At 65.2% G+C, this 14,833-nt stretch carries 13 protein-coding genes; 6 read left to right on the top strand and 7 right to left on the bottom strand.

Annotated features, from left to right (window positions below; all coding sequences use genetic code 11):
* Both RMO51_RS22635 and RMO51_RS20600 read right to left on the bottom strand, forming a co-directional pair.
* Positions 1-303: hypothetical protein (locus tag RMO51_RS22635; protein ID WP_409025058.1), on the bottom strand; the 303-nt coding region annotated here is incomplete at its 3' end.
* A gap of 270 nt (positions 304-573) precedes the next feature.
* Positions 574-1,128: a YqgE/AlgH family protein gene (locus tag RMO51_RS20600; protein WP_310397864.1), complete on the bottom strand. Its 555-nt coding sequence runs from the start codon at positions 1,126-1,128 to the stop codon at positions 574-576.
* Between the two features lie 241 nt (positions 1,129-1,369).
* Between RMO51_RS20600 and pdxH the strand changes: the two genes are divergently transcribed.
* The 4 genes from pdxH (at position 1,370) to RMO51_RS20580 (ending at position 5,738) form a co-directional block, all read left to right on the top strand.
* Positions 1,370-2,020 (top strand): pyridoxamine 5'-phosphate oxidase, encoded by a 651-nt coding sequence (pdxH, locus tag RMO51_RS20595; protein ID WP_310397863.1) that lies wholly within the window; start codon positions 1,370-1,372, stop codon positions 2,018-2,020.
* A 28-nt stretch (positions 2,021-2,048) separates the two neighbouring features.
* Positions 2,049-3,374: a DUF1015 domain-containing protein gene (locus tag RMO51_RS20590; protein WP_310397862.1), complete on the top strand. Its 1,326-nt coding sequence runs from the start codon at positions 2,049-2,051 to the stop codon at positions 3,372-3,374.
* A complete protein-coding gene (locus tag RMO51_RS20585) occupies positions 3,371-3,961 on the top strand; it encodes a Maf family nucleotide pyrophosphatase (RefSeq protein ID WP_310397861.1) in 591 nt (196 codons plus the stop codon). The genes RMO51_RS20590 and RMO51_RS20585 overlap by 4 nt, the downstream gene beginning before the upstream one ends.
* 211 nt (positions 3,962-4,172) lie before the next feature.
* Positions 4,173-5,738 carry a hypothetical protein gene (locus RMO51_RS20580; RefSeq protein ID WP_310397860.1) on the top strand — a complete coding sequence of 522 codons (1,566 nt, stop codon included), beginning with the start codon at positions 4,173-4,175 and terminating at the stop codon, positions 5,736-5,738.
* Between the two features lie 7 nt (positions 5,739-5,745).
* Here RMO51_RS20580 and RMO51_RS20575 read toward each other — a convergent pair whose 3' ends face one another.
* From RMO51_RS20575 to sdaAB, 5 genes are all read right to left on the bottom strand, one after another.
* Positions 5,746-6,174: an EamA family transporter gene (locus RMO51_RS20575; RefSeq protein ID WP_310397858.1), complete on the bottom strand. Its 429-nt coding sequence runs from the start codon at positions 6,172-6,174 to the stop codon at positions 5,746-5,748.
* A 203-nt stretch (positions 6,175-6,377) separates the two neighbouring features.
* The gene (locus RMO51_RS20570; RefSeq protein WP_310397857.1) at positions 6,378-7,367 is read right to left on the bottom strand and encodes an NAD(P)H-dependent glycerol-3-phosphate dehydrogenase; all 990 of its coding nucleotides are present in this window, start codon (positions 7,365-7,367) and stop codon (positions 6,378-6,380) included.
* A 181-nt stretch (positions 7,368-7,548) separates the two neighbouring features.
* Positions 7,549-8,952: an efflux RND transporter periplasmic adaptor subunit gene (locus RMO51_RS20565; RefSeq protein ID WP_310397856.1), complete on the bottom strand. Its 1,404-nt coding sequence runs from the start codon at positions 8,950-8,952 to the stop codon at positions 7,549-7,551.
* A 117-nt stretch (positions 8,953-9,069) separates the two neighbouring features.
* Entirely contained in the window at positions 9,070-10,614 is a 1,545-nt protein-coding gene (locus RMO51_RS20560; RefSeq protein ID WP_310397855.1) for a TolC family protein, read from the bottom strand.
* 70 nt (positions 10,615-10,684) lie between these two features.
* Complete coding sequence (gene sdaAB, locus RMO51_RS20555; protein WP_310397854.1) at positions 10,685-11,365, bottom strand: L-serine ammonia-lyase, iron-sulfur-dependent subunit beta; 681 nt, start codon at positions 11,363-11,365, stop codon at positions 10,685-10,687.
* 276 nt (positions 11,366-11,641) lie between these two features.
* Here sdaAB and RMO51_RS20550 point away from each other — a divergent pair, with 276 nt between their 5' ends.
* Together RMO51_RS20550 and RMO51_RS20545 are read left to right on the top strand one after the other, a co-directional pair.
* The gene (locus RMO51_RS20550) at positions 11,642-12,634 is read left to right on the top strand and encodes a tryptophan 2,3-dioxygenase family protein (protein ID WP_310397853.1); all 993 of its coding nucleotides are present in this window, start codon (positions 11,642-11,644) and stop codon (positions 12,632-12,634) included.
* Positions 12,635-13,196: 562 nt separating this feature from the next.
* Positions 13,197-14,765, top strand: a complete 1,569-nt coding sequence (locus tag RMO51_RS20545; protein WP_310397852.1) for an FAD-dependent oxidoreductase — start codon at positions 13,197-13,199, stop codon at positions 14,763-14,765.
* Positions 14,766-14,833: the final 68 nt, after the last annotated feature.

Below are 14,833 nucleotides of genomic sequence, written 5' to 3'. Positions count from 1 at the left end.
GCTTCCGGGGTTGCGGCTTCCGGGGTTGCGGCTTCCGGGGTTGCGGCTTCCGGGGTTGCGGCTTCCGGGGTTGCGGCTTCCGGGGTTGCGGCTTCCGGGGCGTGAGGCATCATTTCCTCGCCGTAGTGCGCAAGGGCGCGGGCCTGGGGCGCCGACATGTCGTGGCCGTCCACGGTCACCGCGTCGGGCACGTGCTGGGCCGTTTCGCTGGCCGCGGCCGCTTCGGGCGAGCCCGTGTCGGGCGCGTTGGGCGCGGCGGGGGCTTCGGCCGTGCCCGCGCCGGCGGGCTGGTCGGCGGGCAATTCGGGCGTGCCCTGGGCGGGCAGCTCCACGGGAGCCGCGGCCGGGGCCGGTTCGGCTGGAGCGGCCGCCGCCTGGCCCTGGATTTCGGCGAGACGGCGTTGCAGGATGGTCATCCGGTCGTCGGCGGCCGGGTCGGGGGCCCCGGCAAGCGGAGCAGTGGGGTTTTCTTCAGCAGCCATAAAACTTCGAAAAAGCCAGCCTCCGCAAAGAGGCCAGAAGAGGGGGCAAAAAAGGAAAGGAATAAAACAAGTCGACGGCCCAACGGCCGCATCAGTTCAAACGGGGGTCAACCGGGTAGTTAGCCAGCACTTTGAACCGTCCGCCTTTCTCCCGCAAAATATCCCGCCAGAAGGCATCAGATGCCAAAGTAAACACTTTCCCGGCGCTTGCGGGGTGACGTATCCAACTCTGCCCCTGCATTTCGCCGGCCAATTGGCCCGCCGACCAGCCCGAATACCCCGCAAACAGGCGCACGTCGGCCGCCGCTACCGCGCCCGTGCTCAGAAAGCCCAGCAGCACTTCAAAATCACCGCCCCAGTATACTTCCTGACCCAAATCGGTGGCGCCCAGCAGGTCGGGCCGGCGGTGCAGCCAATGCAACGTGTTGGGCTCGACGGGGCCGCCCACGAACAACGGCAGGACCGCGGCTGCGGCCATTCGCGGCGGCAAGTCCAGCACGTCGCCCAAGGTGAGCGTGGTGGCCCGGTTCAGCACCAGGCCGAACGTGCCGTCGTCGGGCTCGTCGCGGCAGAGCAGCACGACGCTGCGCTCAAAGTTAGGGTCGTTGAGAAACGGCTGGGAAATGAGCAGGGTACCCGGACGCATGAGAAGGCAGTGTGGAAGGTGCAAACCGTTCGGACTGGGCATTGGCCCGGCCGGGGCTGGCGTTTTGACAAGCGCGTTGGACTTGAAATGTTGGTATCTTGCGGCCGCAAAGCCGTTTTGCTTGCCCGAGCGGAGTAGTTAAGACTGCCGCTTGCGCAAAAATGTTCCGCGCGGCCCGATGCCACGTGCCTGAACCCCGGCGCCCGGATGCCAGGCCCGTTATTTACCCTTGAGAAACAGCATGACCGACGCTCACCTCGCTGATTTACGCAAAACGTACGCCCAGCGCACGCTGGCCGAAGCCGACGTGCTGCCCAACGCCATGCAGCAGTTTCGGGCGTGGCTGGACGAGGCCATTGCGGCCCAGCTCGACGAACCCACGGCCTTCACGCTGAGCACGGTGGCCGCTTCGGGCCAGCCCTCGGCGCGCGTGGTGCTACTCAAAGGCTTGCCCGACGATGCCGGGTTCCTGTTTTACACCAACTACGATTCGCGCAAGGGCCAGGAGCTGGCGGGGCAACCGCTGGCCGCCGTCAGCTTTTTCTGGCCGGGGCTGGAGCGGCAGGTTCGCGCGGAGGGCCGGGTTGAAAAAGCCCCCGAAGCCTTGTCGACGGCGTATTTCCAGAGCCGGCCGCGCAGCAGCCAGGTGGGCGCCTGGGCCTCGCCCCAAAGCCAGGTTATCGGCAGCCGCGAAGAGCTGGAAGCCCGCGAAGCCGACGTAGCCGACCGGTTTGGGGCGCAAGACCCGCTGCCCCGGCCGCCGCACTGGGGCGGCTACGTGCTGCGGCCCCACCGCCTGGAATTCTGGCAGGGGCGCCCCAGCCGCCTGCACGACCGCATCGTGTACGAGCTGGAAGGCGGCGGCTGGCGCCGGAGCCGGCTCGCGCCGTGATGTTACTCCACTGGTTACCCGAGAAATCTTGGCTGAAATTCAACCCTTGCGCGGCTGGCGCTATAACTCGGCCCTCAGCGCCGACATTGACACCTACGTTTCGCCGCTCTTCGACGTGGTGTCGGCCAAACAGCGCGAGGCCCTGTACCGCAACCCGCTGAATTCCATTCATCTGTCCGTGCCGCGCGCCGACGACCCGGCCGCCGCCGCCGCCGCGCGCCTGCGCGAGTGGCAAACCAGCGGGGTGCTGCGCCAGGACGAGCTGCCCGGCATCTACGCCTACTACCAGTATTTTCGGCTGCCGGGCAGCGCCCGCGAGTACTGCCGCAAAGGCTTCATGTGCCACATTCGGGCCTACGACTGGGCCGAGGACGTGGTGCTGCGCCACGAGAACACCCTGCCAGCGTCGGTGAGCGACCGGGCCGAGCTGCTGGCCCGCACCCAGTTTCAGACCAGCGCCACCCACGGGCTGTACCGCGACGAAGGGTTTGAGCTGGAAACCTACCTGGACGAGGCCATGCGCGCCCCGCTCTGCGAAACGGAGGAGGACTACCAGGGCGCCCGCGACGTGCTGGCCGTGATTCAGGACGCGGCCATCATTCGACGCTTTCAGGCGGGGCTGGCGGGGCGGCAGGTGATTTTGGCCGACGGCCACCACCGCTACGAAGGCTCCCTGGCCAACCGGCACGCCCGGCGGGCGGCCCACCCCGCCGCCACCGGCCGCGAGCTCTGGAACTACCACCTCATGTACCTGACCAACGCGGCGGCCGACGACCTGCGCATCCTGCCCACGCACCGCCTGCTGCTGGAAATGCCCGGCAACTTGGACGACGCGGAGCTGCTGGCGCGCCTGGCAGCCTACTTCACCGTGGTGCCCAAGGACGACGCCAACGACCTGCCGGAGATAATTGCGGGCAAAAAGTGGGCGTTTGGGCTCTACCTGGACGGCATGGCCTACAAGCTCCGGCTCCGGCCCGAGGTGCACGGGCAACTGAACTGGGAAACCACCGAAGAAGTAAAAGCCCTCGACTTGACCGTGCTGCACTTTTTTGTGCTGGAGAAGCTGCTGGGCGTCGTCGGGCCCGATGCCCAGCGGGCCTGGCCGGGGGTGGCCTACGTGCGCAACTTCGCCGAGTGCCTGCAGCGCGTGGACCGGGGCGAGGCCCGGGCCGCTTTCATCGTGAACGAGGTGAGCATGGCCGAAGTGGCGGCCGTGTGCCATTCCGGGGCCGTGATGCCGCCCAAGTCCACGTTTTTCTATCCCAAAACCATCGGCGGGTTCCTCTTCAGCAGCATTGCCGACGACGAAGCGGGCAACCTGTTTGCCGACTATTTCCAAGCCCCCGCATTGTGAAAATCGTTTTAGCCTCGAACTCGCCCCGCCGCCGCCAGCTCCTTACCGACCTGGGGCTGGACTACGAAATCCGGCTGCTGGAAGTGGACGAAGCGTTTCCCGCCCATCTGCGGCGGGCCGAAGTGGCCGAGTACCTGGCCGAGCGCAAAGCCGCCGCCTACGTGGCCGGCCTGGCCCCCGACGAAGTGGTGCTCACGGCCGACACCATCGTGTGCCTGGGCGACGACGTGCTCAACAAGCCCGCCGACGCGGCCGAGGCCACCGCCATGCTCACCCGCCTGCAGGGCCGCGCCCACGACGTGTTCACGGGCGTGTGCCTGCGCTGCGGCGACGGCCGCCAGGTGGTGTTTTCCGACCGGGCCACGGTGCATTTCCGCGCTTTGCGCCCTGCCGAAATCAGCCACTACATTGCCACCGCCCGACCCTTCGACAAAGCCGGCGCTTACGGCGCGCAGGACTGGCTGGGCATGGTCGGCATCACCCGGCTCGAAGGCTCGTACTTCACCGTGATGGGCCTGCCGACGCACCGCGTGTGGGAGGAGCTGGAACGGCTGGGCGCGCTGCCCGAAGAACGGGGTAATGCATAGCCCCCCTCCGCGTTTTTTCTGGTTGCTGAGCTTCGCCTTGCTGGCCCTGTGCGCAGGCTACGCGGCTTTGACGCTCAGTTCGGCAACCTGGGCCGAGGCCAGGGCCTTCGACCAGATTTTCCCGTTTTATCCGTGGCGAGTTCAGCATTTTTCAGCGGCCGCCTTCGCCAACACCCGCAATTCACTGGCAGGGATAAGCTTGCTGTTCGGGATGGGAACTGCGTTGGTGGGGGTTTCCGCCGAGGCCACAACGGAACTGGGTGCCCTGCGCGCCGAGCTGCGGCAGATTGGGCGCGGACTGGTTGACGGTGTTTGGAGTCTTGCGCCCACCCAACGCCGCCGGGCCGCGTGGCTGCTGGCCGGGCTGACGGCCCTGCGGCTGTACTTCAGCCTCTTCAATCCAGAATACGACGATGCCGTTTCCTATGAGGTGTTCGTGAGCAAGGGGCTGTTAGTCACCAGCGCTTACTACCCCATCCCCAACAATCACGTCCTTTCGAACGCAATCAGCCTCCTGTTCTACCAAATCAGTCCCGCTTTCTGGTGGAGCATGCGGCTGCCGGTGCTGATAATTAGCACGGTGGCCACGATTTTCTTGTTTGCAGCCACGCTTCGGCGCACCAGCTACCTGATTGCCCTGGTTGGCACCGGGTTATTCAGCCTGTTGCAACTGAGCCTGTACCACGCCGGGGTGGGCCGCGGGTACTGGTTGCTGATAGGCTTGGCGGGAATCGTCTTTTTCAGCATGATGGAGCTGCTGGCGGCCCGGGGGCGGCGCCGGGCCGCGTGGGCGGGGCTGGCCGTGGCCGGGGTGCTGGGGTGCTACACCATTCCCACGTTTGTCTACGTGCTGGCTTCCGCGTTTTCGTGGTTGGGGCTGGCGTTTTTGCCCCGGGCCCAGTGGCCGCGGCTGCGGCGGCTGGTCGGCGTGGCGGTGCTCATTGGATGGGCCACCGCCCTTCTCTACGCCCCGCTCCTGCTGGTTTCGGGCCTGCGCATCTTCGCCCGCAACGGCTACGTAGAAACCCTGGCCCCGGCCGTTTTTTGGCCCAACCTGCCGGTTTATCTGTGGCACAACGAAGGGTTTCTGGCCGGGCAGCGCAGCGTGGGCGCCTTGGTCACGCTAACGGTGCTGCCGCTGGTGGGGTACTTGTTTTACCTGGCCCGGGCCGGGAGGCTGCCCGCGCCCCAGGCGCAGCGGCTGCGGACCGTGGGCCTGCCGGCGCTGTGGTTCGTGGGCTTGCCGTACGCGGCCCTGTTTGTGCAGCGGGTTTTCCCCCCCGAGCGGGTGCTGTTGTACAAAGCTTTTTTCTTTTTTGTCCTCGTCGGCATGGTGGTGGACTGGGTGATGTGGCGCTGGCCGGCGCCCACCCACCGGTGGCCACGCCGGGCGCTGACCACACTGGCCGGGCTGTTTGCCCTCTACCAAACGTTCACGGTGGTCCGTGTCAACCCCACGGCCCGAAGCACCAATGCTTCCTACCGCGCCGGCCTGCTGTGGCTGGCGGCCCGCCCGCCCGGGCCCGTGCTCGTTCCCGAACCCACCCACAACCTGTTTTTTCGGTTTTACGCCCACACCCAGGCGCGTCAACGGCCGTGGCGTATCGACAACGAGCAACGGCCCGGCCGGCGCTACGACTACGTGGTGGCCTTTCCCAACAAGCGCGGTTTTTTCCAGCCCCGGTTCACGTTTGCGCCGGCCTACCACGACGAAAATGTGGAGATTTACACCGTTCCCCCGGGCTTTCCATTAGAGACGGCGCCTTGGCGGCACTAGCCCCGCCCTACTGCCCACGCGCCAGCAAGGCGATGCCCACCACGACGAGCACCAGGCCCCCGGCCTGGGCCACGCTCAGCGCCTCGCGCAGCACCACCAGCCCCAGCACCGCCGTGAGCAGCACCGAGCCGCCCACAATCACGGGCGTGCCCACGGAAGAGCTTACCCCGCGCTGAAACACCACGAACGTCAGGATTTCGGCCAGGCCCACGCCCAGTCCGGCCAGGGCTGCCAAGCCCAGCCCTTTGCCGGACACGGCCAGCGGCTGCCCCTGCAGCCTCAGTTTCACCAGCCACGCGGCGCCCAGGGCGGCGGCTACCAATTGCAGCACCACCGCGCCCACGGCCGGCGGCACGTGGTTGGCGGCCAGCTTGATGAAGAAGTTGTAGAAAGCCAGGCACAGGGCCGTAAGCAGGGCGAGGGGCAGCCAGTTCATGGGCGTGACATCATCGTGGATTTTTAACTTGTGCTTTCCCGTGTTCCACCGAGGAAGAAGTCGCGCGACGCTGCGCCCGATAGGTTGCCAGCCACTCTTGATTCACTCAAATTGTTGCCGAGTTGTAGCGCACCATCCCCACAGGATGATGGCGGAGGCGGTTAGCCCCACTGCGGCCAGTAGCAGGTGAGTGCCTTTGTGCATCAGCGCAGCTTCTCTTTCAGTAACTCCATTTCCACGGCCGGCGAAATTCGCTCGTACAAAATATTGTAGGCCGCCTCGGTGATGGGCATCGCCACTTTGAGCTTCTTGTTCAGCTCGTGGATGGACTTCACGGCGTAGTAGCCCTCGGCCACCATGTTCATTTCCAACTGGGCCGATTTCACGGAGTAGCCGCGGCCCACCATGCCGCCGAACGTGCGGTTGCGCGAGAACTGCGAGTACGCTGTCACGAGCAAATCGCCGAGGTAGGCCGAGGCGGAAAGGTCGCGTGGCTGGGGGTTGATGACCTGCAGGAAGCGGCGGATTTCCTGCACGGCATTGCTCACCAGCACGGCCAGAAAATTGTCGCCGTAGCCCACGCCGTGGGCAATGCCGCCGGTGAGGGCAATGATGTTCTTCATCACGGCGCAGTACTCGATGCCGTCGAGGTCGGCGGCCGGGTGGGCCCGCACGTAGCGGTTGCGCAGCAGCTCGCAGAACTCCTGGGCCAGCCCGGCGTCGGGCGAGCCGATGGTGAGGTAGCTCTGCTTTTCCAGGGCCACCTCCTCGGCGTGGCAAGGTCCGGCAATGACGCCCAGCTGCTGGCGCCCCAACCGGAATCGCTCGGCCACGTAATCGGTCACGAGCTGGTTTTTGCCCGGAATCATGCCCTTGATGGCCGACACCACCCGCTTGTGCTTCAGCGCGCCACGGTCGAGCTTGTCCAGCACGGGCTGCACGAAGGCCGCGGGCACGGCCAGCACCACCCAGTCGGCTTCCTCGATGGCTTCTTCCAGGTCGGTGGTGGGGTACACCTGGTTCAAATCGAACTGCACCGCCGAGAGGTAGCGCGGGTTGTGGCGGGTCCGCAGCAGGTGCTGCACGTCGTCCTTCGAGCGCAGCCACCAGTCCACCCGGGCCCCGTTCTCGCTGAGGATTTTGGTGAGAGCGGTGGCCCAGGAGCCGCCGCCCAGCATGGCTATTTTTTCCAAATGGAGAGGGAATGGGAAGTATAAACGAGTTGTCAGTTGCTCGTTGTTCGTTGTCAGTCAGATATTCATCAAAGAACTAACAACTGACAACTGATGACCAACGCCTGACAACTTAAGAACGAGGTAGGACGTCGCGCCCCTAAAACGTGCGGCGGCGCCGCACGGGCTGCTTGTGCGGACGCTACTGCTCCGCGTCCTCCTTCAGCGCTTCTTTGTTCAGCGACTTGGCGTCCTTGATTTCCACCAGGGCGCCGTCCTTGAGCGTCTTGGCCACGGCGCGGAACGGGCCGCTCGCCACCTGGGCGCCGGCCGGCACCCCGCTCAGGATTTCAATGTTCTGGAAGTCGCTGATGCCGGTTTTTACGGGCGTCAGCACAGCCTTGCCGTCCTTAATCACGAACACCACTTCCTGGATTTCCGCCTTGGGCGCGTTGTTGGGGTCCACGGCGGCAGCCGTACCGTTGCCGCGGCCCCCGCCGGGACGCGGGCCATTCGTTTCGCCGGCTTTTACGCGGGCCGAATCGGAGCGGGTGGTGACGGCGGCCAGCGGCACGCTCAGGGCCCCGGCTTTACGGTCGGTAATGATGTCGACCGAGGCCGTCATGCCCGGGCGGAACGGCACGATGGTTTGCCCGCGCACGGTGCGCAGCAGGTGGCGGTAGCTGGCGGGCAGCATGCGGATGCGCACCTCAAACTCGGTCACGGCCTCGGCCGTGAGGGCGTCCTTGGCGGTATTGGCAATGTTGGTGACTAGGCCGCGGAACTTCTCGTCCTTGCTGGCGTAGGCGTCCACCTCCACTTCCACCGAGTCGCCGATGTTCACGTTGTTCACGTCGTTCTCGTTCACGTTCACGCGCACCTCCATGTTGTTGAGGTTGGCGATGCGCATGATTTCGGTGCCGGCCATCTGGGTGGTGCCCACCACGCGCTCGCCCCGCTTCACGTTGAGCTTGCTTACGGTGCCGCTCACGGGCGCGTAAATGGTGGTTTTGTTGAGGTTTTTGCGGGCTTCCTCCAGCGAAGCCGAGGCGGCGCTCACGGTGCTCTGCGAGGCCCGGATGGCCTGGCGGGCGCTGTTGATTTCTTCCTGCGAAGCGTTGTAGGTGGCCTGGCTGGCTTCATAGTCGGCCTGCGAAATGACTTTCTGCTTGTAGAGCGAGACGTTGCGGCGGTAGGTGAGCTCGGTCTGCTTGGCGCCGGCTATCAGCTGCTGGAGCCGGGCCTGGGCCTGGCCCACGTTGGCGCGCTGGGTGCCCACCTGGGCGCTCTGCACCGCCACCTGGGCCTGGTAGTTGTCGGGGCGGATGCGCAGCAGCAGCTGGCCTTTGCGCACGGAGTCGCCCTCCTGCACGTACAGCTGGGTGATTTCGCCGGATACATCGGGCGAGATTTTCACTTCGGTTTCGGGCTGCACCTTGCCCGAGGCGCTGACTTTCTCCACGATGTTGGCCGGTCCGGCCTGGGCCACCAGCACCTCGACGCCGGTGGGCTTGCCCACCCAGCCTTGTTTTTTGGCCACAGCGTAGCCCACCACCAGCACCAACACCAAACCAATGAGCAGAAAAAGGAGACGGTTGTTTTTCATTATGTAGTTGTACAGTTGTCAATTATCAGTTGGTGGTTATCCGTTGGCCGGGTGTGGCGGGGCCCGTTGCCACGGTTGCTTTGTTCCAACAACGGGCAACGGGCAACTAACACCGAGCTAAAGCGTGAGCGGCTTGCCCTGGTAGAAGTCCAGAACTTTGCGCCGGAAGAAGAATTCGTACTTGGCCTGAATCATGTCCGACTCTGCGGCCGTGAGGTTGTTGCGGGCAATGTTAAAGTCCGTGCCGTTGAGCAGGCCGTTGTTGAAGCGGATTTCGGCGTTGCGGAAAGCCAGCGTGAGGGCCTCCACCTGGCGGGAGCTGGCCGCGAAGCGGCGCTGGGCCGCTACGGCATCGGCGTAGCTCTGCTGGATGGTCTGGCGCAGCTGCAAGCGCGTTTGTTCCGCCTGCAGCTCGGTTTGCTGGATGTTGACCTGGGCCCGCTGCACACCCACCCGGGACTGCAGCCCGTTGAGGATGGGCACGTTCAGGCTGAATTGGATGAACTCGCCGCGGTTGTCCGACAATTGGTCCAGGAATTTGTAGTCCAGCTGCTGGAAGGTGGTCTGCGGGCTCAGCAGCACGTAGGGCGACGGCGCGTAGCCCCCCGGCGCGGCGGGGTCGATTTGCAGCACGGGCACCGCAATGGGGTCGCCAATCACCCGCTGCTGCTGGCTGCGCACCGAGGAAAAACCGGTTTGCACGCCCCCGGCCAGGGTCAGGCGCGGGTAGTAGGCCCCGCGGGCAATGTCGAGGTTGCGCCGGGCACTGAGCACGCGCAGGTCGGCCGCCTTGATTTCGGGCAGGCTCTGGCGGGCCAGCTCGAAGGTGGCGGTGGGGTCCATGGCATCGGCCGTAGCAGCAAAGGCCGTGGGGTCGGGCAGGGCGGGCACCACCACCTCGAAGCGGCTGGCGGTGGCCGGGTCCAGGTTGAGCTGCTGCACCAGGGCCAGCTGGGCCAGGTCGCGCTGGTTTTGGGCCGTCACCAGGGTGCGCTCTTCGCCGGCCAGCTGCGCGCGGCTGTCGAGCACGTTGCCCTCGGCCACGGCCCCGGCCCGCAGCAGCTTTTCGCTGCGCGTCACCTGCTCGCGCACCGTACTCAGGCGGGCCTCCGACGCCCGAATCAGCTCCTGGGCCAGCAGCAGTTGCAAAAACGACGACGCCACATCCAGCGACAAGTCGTTGCGCGCCTTGTCAATATCAATTCGCGCGGCCTGGGCCTCCAGCTGGCCCTGCTTGACGGTGTTGCGCAGCTGGAACCCCGAGAACAGGGTCACCTGGGCCGTGGCCGAAAAGTTGTTGGAGCGCACGTTCAGCTGCTGGAACTGGTTGGTGAACGGGTCGCGGTTGGTGCCGAAGTTGAAGCCCTGGGTGCCGGTGAGGCCGGCCGTGGGCAGCAGGGCCGCCCGGTTGAGGCGCTGGGCGGCTTCCTGCTGCTGGGCAGTCAGCTCCGTGGCCCGCACGGTCAGGTTATGGGTCAGGGCGTAGTCCACGGCCGCCTGCAATGTCCACGGGCCGGTCGCGGACGAGGCGGGGGTGCCCAGGGCGGCGGCGGGCGGCGCGACCGGCGTTTGGGCGTGGGCGGCGGGAGCCGCCGCCAGCAACACCCCGGCCAGCGCCAGCGGGCGGGGGAAGAAGGCAGAAATAATAGTCCGTCGTTTCATCGCGCAGAAAAATGAGCTTTTTGAAGTAGCGTAATCGGTCAGCGGCGTCAATTATTACGCCCGCGGGCCCTCAGTCCAGGGTGGGAATGTAGGTGATGCGCTGCACCCAGCTGAGCTGCCGCAGGTAGGCCTGGGTTATTTCCTTAATCGGGCTGTCCATTTCAATGAACTGCCGGGCCGCGTCGTGGCGGCCCTTGCGGCTCACGAACATGGTGGCGATGTTGCACTGGTCGTGGGCAATGACGGAGGCAATGAAGGCAATGGAGCCGGGCACGTCGTGCGCGTCGATGATAAGCGTGTGCAGAGCGCCCGAAAAGTCAGACGGAAAGCCGTCGACCTCCACAATGCGGATGACGCCCCCGCCCCGGCTCTGGCCCAGCACTTCCACCCGGTGGCCGGTGGCGCCGTCCAGCAAATTCAGCTTAATGGTGTTGGGGTGCATGGTGGAGGCATTGCCCACGCTCTGAAACGTGTAGCTTAAGCCGGCCGCCGCGGCGTGGTCCGGGGCCGTGCGGATGCGGGGGTCGTCGGGCAGGTAGCCGAGCAGGCCGGCCACAATGGCGCGGTCGGAGCCGTGGCCTTCGTAGGTGCGGGCAAACGAGTTGTAGAACGTGACGACGGCCTCGGTGGGCAACGCGCCCAGGATGCGAATGGCGGCCCGGGCAATGCGCACCACGCCCGCCGTGTGCGACGAGCTGGGCCCTATCATCACGGGCCCTATCATGTCAAAAATGCTGGACTTCTCAGCCATGGGCGGGGGCCTTCAACGGGGTTAGGAGGCTAAAAGTAGCGGATGGGCGCCACACCACGGACGGAAGAACCCTTGATTGAAAGCGCCCGGGCAGAAAGTGCCGGCGCCAGAATCCCGGTGCTCCCGGATGTTCGGACAAAGATGCCGCCCGGCCGCCCAAGTTGCGGCCAACGCGGGCGGGGTCCCGAAACCGGCCCCCGTTGCCCCGCTATTTTACCGATATTTGCCGTGGCCCCACCCCGCCGGTTTCCGCTTACCCTCACCCCTCCTTCCCACATGCTCCCCCCTCCCACCCCGGACGAATTTTCGCCCGCCGTACTGGCCCAGCTGCGCCGGCTGCAGGAAAAGTACGCCCCCGACGGCCAGGATTTGACCGCTTACCTCGAAGGGCTCTACCACGCCAAGTACGTCAACTACTGGGACTACATCGGGCTCGATACCCTCCTCTCTTTGCAGCGCCCGCTCACCAACCTGCCCGACGAGCGCATTTTCATCATGTACCACCAGATTTCGGAGCTGTACTTCAAGCTTTGCCTCTGCGAGTACGAGCAAATCGGCGACCTCGCCCAGCCCACGCTGGGCGAAGTGGTGCTGCGCCTGGGCCGCATCAACCGGTACTTCGACAACCTTATCGACTCGTTCGACGTGATGGTCGACGGCATGGACAAGCAGCAATTTCTGGACTTCCGCATGGCCCTGATGCCGGCCTCGGGCTTTCAGAGCGTGCAGTACCGGATGATTGAGATTGCGAGCACCAGCCTGGAGAACCTAACCGACGAAGCCAAGCGCCAGGCCCTGGGCCAGGCCTCGGCTCACGACTACGACCAACTGCTGGGCTGCATCTACTGGAAGGCCGGCGCCACCGTGGAAGCCAGCGGCGCCAAAGCCCTGACCTTGATTGAATTCGAGCGCAAATACACCGCCGACCTCGTGCGCCACGCCGAAGCCTATCACGACCGCAACGTGTGGGCCGTGGTGCAGCGCCTGCCCGCGCCCGACCAGCAGCACCCCCGCCTGCTGCGCGCCCTACGCCAGCTCGACGTGCGCGTGAACGTAAACTGGCCCCTGATGCACTTCAAGTCGGCCGTGCGCTACCTGCAGCGCAACCCTACCGACGTGGCCGCCACCGGCGGCACCAACTGGCGCGAGTACCTGCCGCCCAAGTTTCAGCGCCGCATCTTCTACCCGCCGCTGTGGACGGCCCAGGAACTGACCGACTGGGGCAAGGGCTGGGTGGAAAGCGTGCTGGGGGAAGGCGTGGAGGCGTGAGCGGGCTGGTCCTTCCCGGGTAAGTCTGCTTTTTTTAATAAGCTAGCGTTTTTAATCCGATAACCTCAAGAAACTAGTCGACATGGCCATCGGAATGGGATTCTCAAAACTGCGGTTTGAAGCACGGGTCCCTTCATTTCCTGCCATCAGAGCCGCGTTTCAGCTGCAGACGAATTGGGACCTTTAGCTGGGAGTTGCGCCAAATGTTTCAACGCTCACAACCGAGCCAGCCGAAATCTACGCTTTACTGGAGCAAAGCAAGGATTTGGTGAACAAAGCCCAAGCTGAGCGCAAAGCGTTTCAGCACGCCCATCCCCACAACTACGAAGCGTGGGCAGAACATATACAGAGCATCTTTTCCTGAGAGGATGTTGAAGATAGAAAAAGCTGTTAGCGAAGCGGTTGTTACTCTATCCGTCTCGTTGTGTGATTAGCGCTGAACGATGCAGTTCTCGTGACACGAAACGCGGCATCTAAGCGCCGACTTAGCCGCCGTAACTTTGTAGTTCAAAAATGCCTGCATTACGCAGCCTTAAAGGATAACTACCTTTTATTTACACAAATGTTAAAGAAAGAGATTGAAACGCTGCTTTCTCCTGAAACTGCTTTCGACGAGCTGGCCCGGTACGAAGCACTGTTGCAACACGCCGGCACTCAGCCTGGGCAAGCCGACTATGTGCACCTGCTTCGTCGCTCCATTGATGCCCGGGGCCGGCAACCCCTGGTGCGTCTGCGGGCCGACGTGTACTTCTCTGCTCCGCCAGCCGGCTTGTTTGGTCCGTGGTTTACTTATCCAAATGTGAAAGAAAGCAGCTTGCGCGTGCTCGTCGTGGGGGCGGGGCCGGCGGGCTTGTTTGCGGCGCTGCGCTGCTTGGAATTAGGGATGAAGCCGGTGGTGCTGGAGCGCGGCCGGGACGTGCGCGCCCGCCGCCGCGACCTGGCTGCCATCAACCAGGAGCAGTTCGTCAACCCCGACTCCAACTACTGCTTCGGCGAGGGCGGGGCGGGCACCTACTCCGACGGCAAGCTCTACACCCGCGCCACCAAGCGCGGCGACGTGGGCCGGGTGCTGCGCCGCTTGGTGCAGCACGGGGCCACGCCCGACATTCTGGTGGACGCCCACCCCCACATCGGCACCAACAAGCTGCCGGCCGTGGTGCAGGCCCTGCGCGAGGCCATCATCGCCGCGGGTGGCGAGGTGCGTTTTGACACCCGCGTGACGGACCTCCTCCTGGAAAACAACCGCCTGCGGGGCGTGGTGACGGCCACCGGCGAAGCGCTGGAAGCAGCGGCCACGATTCTGGCCACCGGCCACTCGGCCCGCGACATCTACGAGCTGCTGCACCGGCGCGGGGTGCTCATCGAGGCCAAGCCCTTTGCCCTCGGCGTGCGCGTGGAGCACCCCCAGGCCCTCATCGACCAAGCTCAGTACCGCCGGGCCGAGCGCGGACTGCTGCCGGCCGCGTCCTACTCGCTCGTGCACCAGACGGCGGTGCGCGGGCAGCAGCGGGGCGTGTTCTCGTTTTGCATGTGCCCGGGCGGCTTCATCGTGCCGGCGGCCACGGCCCCGGGCGAAGTGGTGGTGAACGGCATGTCGCCGAGCCGCCGCGACTCGCACTACGCCAACTCGGGCATCGTGGCGGCCGTGGAGCTGGCCGACCTCGACGTGGCGCAGCACGGTCCCCTAGCGGGCCTGCGCTTTCAGCAGGCGCTGGAGCAGCGCGCCTGCCAGGCCGCGGGCGGCACCCAGCGCGCCCCGGCCCAATTGCTCGGCGATTTTTTGAAGAACAAGCTTTCTTCCGACCTGCTCGAAACTTCCTACCAGCCCGGCCTCGTGCCCGTGCGCCTGGACGACGTGCTGGGGCCGGACCTGGCCGAGCGGTTGCGACAGGGCTTCCGGGATTTCGGCCGCAAAATTCCCGGCTACGCCACCAACGCCGCGCAAATTGTGGGGGTGGAAAGCCGCACCTCGGCGCCCGTGCGCATTCCGCGCGACAAGGACACGCTGCAGCACCCGGTGGTGACGGGGCTGTTTCCGTGCGGCGAGGGCGCGGGCTACGCCGGGGGCATCGTGTCGGCGGCCATGGACGGCGAGCGGTGCGCGGAGGCGGTGTCGGCCGCTTTATCGTAAGAGAACTTTCCGTGCCCGCCAATCCTTTGCCTTGCGCGTTCAGGCGCTTGCAGCGGACGCCCGCATTT

Source organism: Hymenobacter sp. (assembly GCF_031398885.1).
Taxonomy (GTDB): Bacteria; Bacteroidota; Bacteroidia; order Cytophagales; family Hymenobacteraceae; genus Hymenobacter.
Note: the sequence above shows the minus strand (reverse complement) of the source record. Positions and strands in the feature narration are given on the sequence as shown.

Excerpts from the sequence above, each read along its gene's own strand:
- RMO51_RS20545 (WP_310397852.1), top strand. The coding sequence starts at position 13,197 with ATGTTAAAGAAAGAGATTGAAACGCTGCTTTCTCCTGAAACTGCTTTC.
- RMO51_RS20575 (WP_310397858.1), bottom strand. The coding sequence starts at position 6,174 with ATGAACTGGCTGCCCCTCGCCCTGCTTACGGCCCTGTGCCTGGCTTTC.
- RMO51_RS20550 (WP_310397853.1), top strand. The coding sequence starts at position 11,642 with ATGCTCCCCCCTCCCACCCCGGACGAATTTTCGCCCGCCGTACTGGCC.
- RMO51_RS20560 (WP_310397855.1), bottom strand. The coding sequence starts at position 10,614 with ATGAAACGACGGACTATTATTTCTGCCTTCTTCCCCCGCCCGCTGGCG.
- sdaAB (WP_310397854.1), bottom strand. The coding sequence starts at position 11,365 with ATGGCTGAGAAGTCCAGCATTTTTGACATGATAGGGCCCGTGATGATA.
- pdxH (WP_310397863.1), top strand. The coding sequence starts at position 1,370 with ATGACCGACGCTCACCTCGCTGATTTACGCAAAACGTACGCCCAGCGC.
- RMO51_RS20565 (WP_310397856.1), bottom strand. The coding sequence starts at position 8,952 with ATGAAAAACAACCGTCTCCTTTTTCTGCTCATTGGTTTGGTGTTGGTG.
- RMO51_RS20580 (WP_310397860.1), top strand. The coding sequence starts at position 4,173 with ATGGGAACTGCGTTGGTGGGGGTTTCCGCCGAGGCCACAACGGAACTG.
- RMO51_RS20600 (WP_310397864.1), bottom strand. The coding sequence starts at position 1,128 with ATGCGTCCGGGTACCCTGCTCATTTCCCAGCCGTTTCTCAACGACCCT.